General features: G+C 70.9%; 4 protein-coding genes and 1 pseudogene. All 5 read right to left on the reverse strand.

Annotated elements, in window-relative coordinates:
* A pseudogene (locus I55_RS08310) lies at positions 1 to 330 on the reverse strand (molybdopterin molybdenumtransferase MoeA); the annotation flags it as partial.
* Between the two features lie 8 nt (positions 331 to 338).
* On the reverse strand, positions 339 to 845 hold the full coding sequence (gene moaC / locus I55_RS08315; RefSeq protein WP_044560054.1) for a cyclic pyranopterin monophosphate synthase MoaC: 507 nt from the start codon (positions 843 to 845) through the stop codon (positions 339 to 341).
* A 1-nt stretch (position 846) separates the two neighbouring features.
* A complete protein-coding gene (trpC, locus tag I55_RS08320; protein WP_044560055.1) occupies positions 847 to 1,677 on the reverse strand; it encodes an indole-3-glycerol phosphate synthase TrpC in 831 nt (276 codons plus the stop codon).
* Positions 1,674 to 2,738: an anthranilate phosphoribosyltransferase gene (gene trpD, locus I55_RS08325; RefSeq protein ID WP_044560056.1), complete on the reverse strand. Its 1,065-nt coding sequence runs from the start codon at positions 2,736 to 2,738 to the stop codon at positions 1,674 to 1,676. Before trpD ends, trpC begins: the two co-directional genes overlap by 4 nt.
* Positions 2,735 to 3,355, reverse strand: coding sequence for an aminodeoxychorismate/anthranilate synthase component II (locus I55_RS08330; RefSeq protein ID WP_044560057.1), 621 nt, complete (start codon positions 3,353 to 3,355; stop codon positions 2,735 to 2,737). The genes trpD and I55_RS08330 overlap by 4 nt, the downstream gene beginning before the upstream one ends.
* Positions 3,356 to 3,797 lie beyond the last annotated feature (442 nt).

A 3,797-nucleotide genomic window follows, 5' to 3' on the forward strand; every position in this document is an offset into this window, starting at 1 on the left:
AATCCTCCTGCACACCACGGTATCGGCGCCATCGGGGATGACGCTGCCGGTGAACAGGCGCACGGCCTGGTCCGGCCCCACCGCGCCGGCGAAGGGCCGGCCGGCCGGCGCCTCGCCGATGCGGGCCAGCGTGACGGGCAGGGTGGCGATGTCGCCCCCGCGCACCGCCCAGCCGTCCATGGCGGAGACGGCGGCCGGCGGCTGCGTCACCCGCGCCACCACGTCGGCGGCCAGAACCCGGCCCATCGCCTCCCCCACCCCCACCATCTCCCCACCCAGGGGCTGGAAGGGGGCGAGGATGCGGGCCAGCGCTTCGTCAACGGGGATCATGGACGCCTTCAGGACCTAGCGGGCTCAAGGGGGGCGGCGCGATAGGGGCCGCTCTTGCCGCCGTCCTTGGCGATCAGGCGGATATCGGCGATGACCATGCCCTTATCCACCGCCTTGCACATATCATAAAGGGTCAGGGCGGCGACGCTGACGGCGGTCAGCGCTTCCATCTCCACGCCGGTGCGGCCCTTCAGCTTGGCCGTGGCCTCGATCTCCACCGCGTTCTGGTCGGGCAGGCAGGTCAGGTCCACCGTCACCTTGGTCAACGCCAGGGGGTGGCACAGGGGAATAAGGTCCGGCGTACGCTTGGCCGCCATGATGCCGGCCAGGCGCGCCACGCCCAGCACGTCGCCCTTGCCCATCTGGCCCGCCTGGATCAGGGTCAGCGTCTCCGCCTTCATCACCACGCGGCCCCGCGCGGTGGCCACACGCTCCGTCTCCGCCTTGTCGGAGACGTCGACCATCACCGCCCGGCCGGCGGCATCGAAATGGGTGAAGCCGCTATCCTCCGCCATGTCAGGCCGCCGTCTGGTCCAGGCCCAGCAGGGCGCGGGTGGCGGCGGCGACGTCGGCCTGGCGCATCAGGGACTCGCCCACCAGGAAGCGGCGGGCGCCGACGATCTCCATGCGCAGCAGGTCCTGGGGGCTGTAGAGGCCGCTCTCCGCCACCAGGTGGCGGCCGGGCGGCACCATGCCGGCCAGCATCTCGGTGGTGGCCAGGTCGATGGACAGGGTCTTGAGGTTGCGGTTGTTCACGCCCAGCAGACCGCCGGGCAGGGCCAGGGCCCGGCGCATCTCATCGGCGTCATGCACCTCGACCAGCACGTCCATGCCCCAGCCGGTGGCGGCCTCGTACAGCTCCAGCGCCTGGGCGTCGTCCAGCGCCGCCATGATCAGCAGGATGCAGTCGGCGCCCAGGGCGCGGGCCTCGGCCACCTGATAGGTGTCCAGCATGAAGTCCTTGCGCAGCACCGGCAGGTCGCAGGCGGCGCGGGCCGCCACCAGGTACGCGTCCGCCCCCTGGAAATAAGGCGCATCGGTCAATACGGACAGGCAGGCGGCACCGCCCGCCTGATACGCCCTGGCCAGGGCGGGGGGATCGAAGTCCTCCCGGATCAAGCCCTTGCTGGGGCTGGCCTTCTTGATCTCGGCGATCAGGGCGTACAGGCCGGCGTCCACCTTGGCCTGCAGGGCGCGGGCGAAGCCCCGGGTGGGGCCGGCATCGCGGGCGGCGCGCTCCACCTCCGCCCATGGGCGGGCGGCTTTGCAGGCGGCGATATGCTCACGCTTGTCGGCGCAAATCCGGGCCAGGACGTCTCCGTGAGAGGGGGCGGGGGCGTCGCTCATGCGCGGGTTCCTTCAGTCTCTTCCACCGCCGGGGGCGGCAGGGGGCAATGATGGGCCAGGGCCGCCAGCTTGGCGGCGGCGCGGCCGTCATCCAATGCCTGGGCCGCCTGGGCCACGCCGTCACGCAAGGTGGTGGCCTTGTCGGCGACAATCAAGGCGGCGGCCGCGTTGATCAACACAATGTCACGGTAGGCGCCCTTTTCTCCCGCCAGCACGGCGCGCAGGGCCCGGGCGTTCTCCACCGCGTCGCCACCCCGTATGTCCTGGGGCCGGGCGCGGGGCAATCCGGCGTCCTCCGGCGTCACCTGGAAGCGGCGGATGGCGCCGTGGCGCAGCTCCGCCACGTGGGTGGCGCCGGTGGTTGTGATCTCGTCCAGCCCGTCCTCGCCGCTGACCACCCAGGCGACCTCGGTGCCCAGGCGGTTCAGCACCTGGGCCAGCGGCTCCACCCAGCGCTCGGCGAACACGCCCATCAGCTGGCGCTTGGCCCCGGCCGGGTTGGACAGGGGGCCGGTCAGGTTGAAGATGGTGCGGGTGCCCAGCTCCACCCGCGTCGGTCCCACGTTGCGCATGGCGCCGTGGTGGCGGGTGGCCATCAGGAAGGTGATGCCGTCCTGCCAGAGGGCGGCGCGCACGGCCTCCAGTTCCGCCTCCACGTTCACCCCCAGCTGCCCCAGCACGTCGGCGGCGCCGGACTTGGAGGACAGGGCCCGGTTGCCGTGCTTGGCCACGGGCACGCCGCAGGCGGCCAGCACGAAGGCCACGGTGGTGGAGATGTTGTAGGTGCCGCTGGCGTCGCCGCCGGTGCCGCAGGTGTCGATGGTCCCCGGCGGACAGTCGATGCGGGCGGCGCGTCCGCGCAGCGCGCGCACCGCCCCGGTGATCTCATCCACCGTTTCGCCGCGCACGCGCAAGGCCATGAGGAAGCCCCCCATCTGCGACGGGGTCGCGTTGCCGGACATGATGATGTCGAAGGCGGCCAGGGCCTGATCCTCCGACAGGCGCTTGCCCTCGGCCACCCGGCCGAGCAGCGCCTTCATGTCACCGATGTCACCGCTCATGCCGCCAGGCCGGTCTTCTTGACGGCCTGGCGCGCCATGCCGGCCAAGTCCAGGAAGTTCGCCAGGATCTGGTGGCCATGGTCGGACGTGATGCTTTCCGGATGGAACTGCACCCCGTGGATGGGCAGGGTGCGATGGCGCAGCGTCATGATCATCCCCTCCTCGGCGCCAGTCAGCCAGGCGACCGACTCCAGCTCCGCCGGCAGGGTCTCGCGCTCCACGATCAGGGAGTGGTAGCGGGTGGCATTGAAGGGGGAAGGCAAGCCCTTCATGATGCCTTGGCCCTCGTGCGTGACCTGGCTGACCTTGCCATGCATGGGCACCGGCGCCCGGATGACGCGGCCGCCGAAGGCCTGGCCGATGGCCTGGTGGCCCAGGCAGACGCCGAACAGGGGGATGCGCTTTTCCGCGGCGGCGGCGATCAGCGGCAGGCAGATGCCGGCGCGGTCGGGATCGCACGGACCGGGGGAGAGGACGATGGCCTCCGGCTTCAGGGCCAGGGCCTCATCCACACTCAGGGCATTGTTGCGCCAAACGGCCACGTCGGCGCCCAGCTCGCCGATGTAATGCACGAGGTTGTAGGTGAAGCTATCGTAATTATCGATGAGCAGCAGCATGATCTGGGACCCGTTCGGGGAATTGGACATGGCCAAAGGCGGCTTACAGTAGTCCGGCCTGTGTTGGCAGGGCAACCGGATTGGGCGCGGATCCGATAAGCGGCATAAGCCGCCTAGGAGATTGCCAGTGTGCCGGCGCTGTAGCACTAGTGGGGAACCGGCCGGCGAAACGCGGCCGGTGCTTCTTCAAGGGACAGGCATGACCGTTTCCACCGCGTCCGTTCCCGCCACGTCCGTTCCCACCATGGGGGCCCGCTGATGCCCCGCCGCGTCACTCCCCCGCCGCCGCTGGGACGGCCCAGACAGGGCGGGTCGGGCCCAAAAGGCCCCAAGCGTGCACCCGCGCGCCGGCGCAAGGGGGCCCGGATCAGCCTGACCCGGGCGCAGTTGGCCGGTATCGTCGGCCTCACGGCCATCGTCGCCCTGCGGGCGCCTTGCGCTG

The organism is Azospirillum sp. B4 (assembly GCF_000333275.1).
Lineage (GTDB): Bacteria > Pseudomonadota > Alphaproteobacteria > Azospirillales > Azospirillaceae > Nitrospirillum.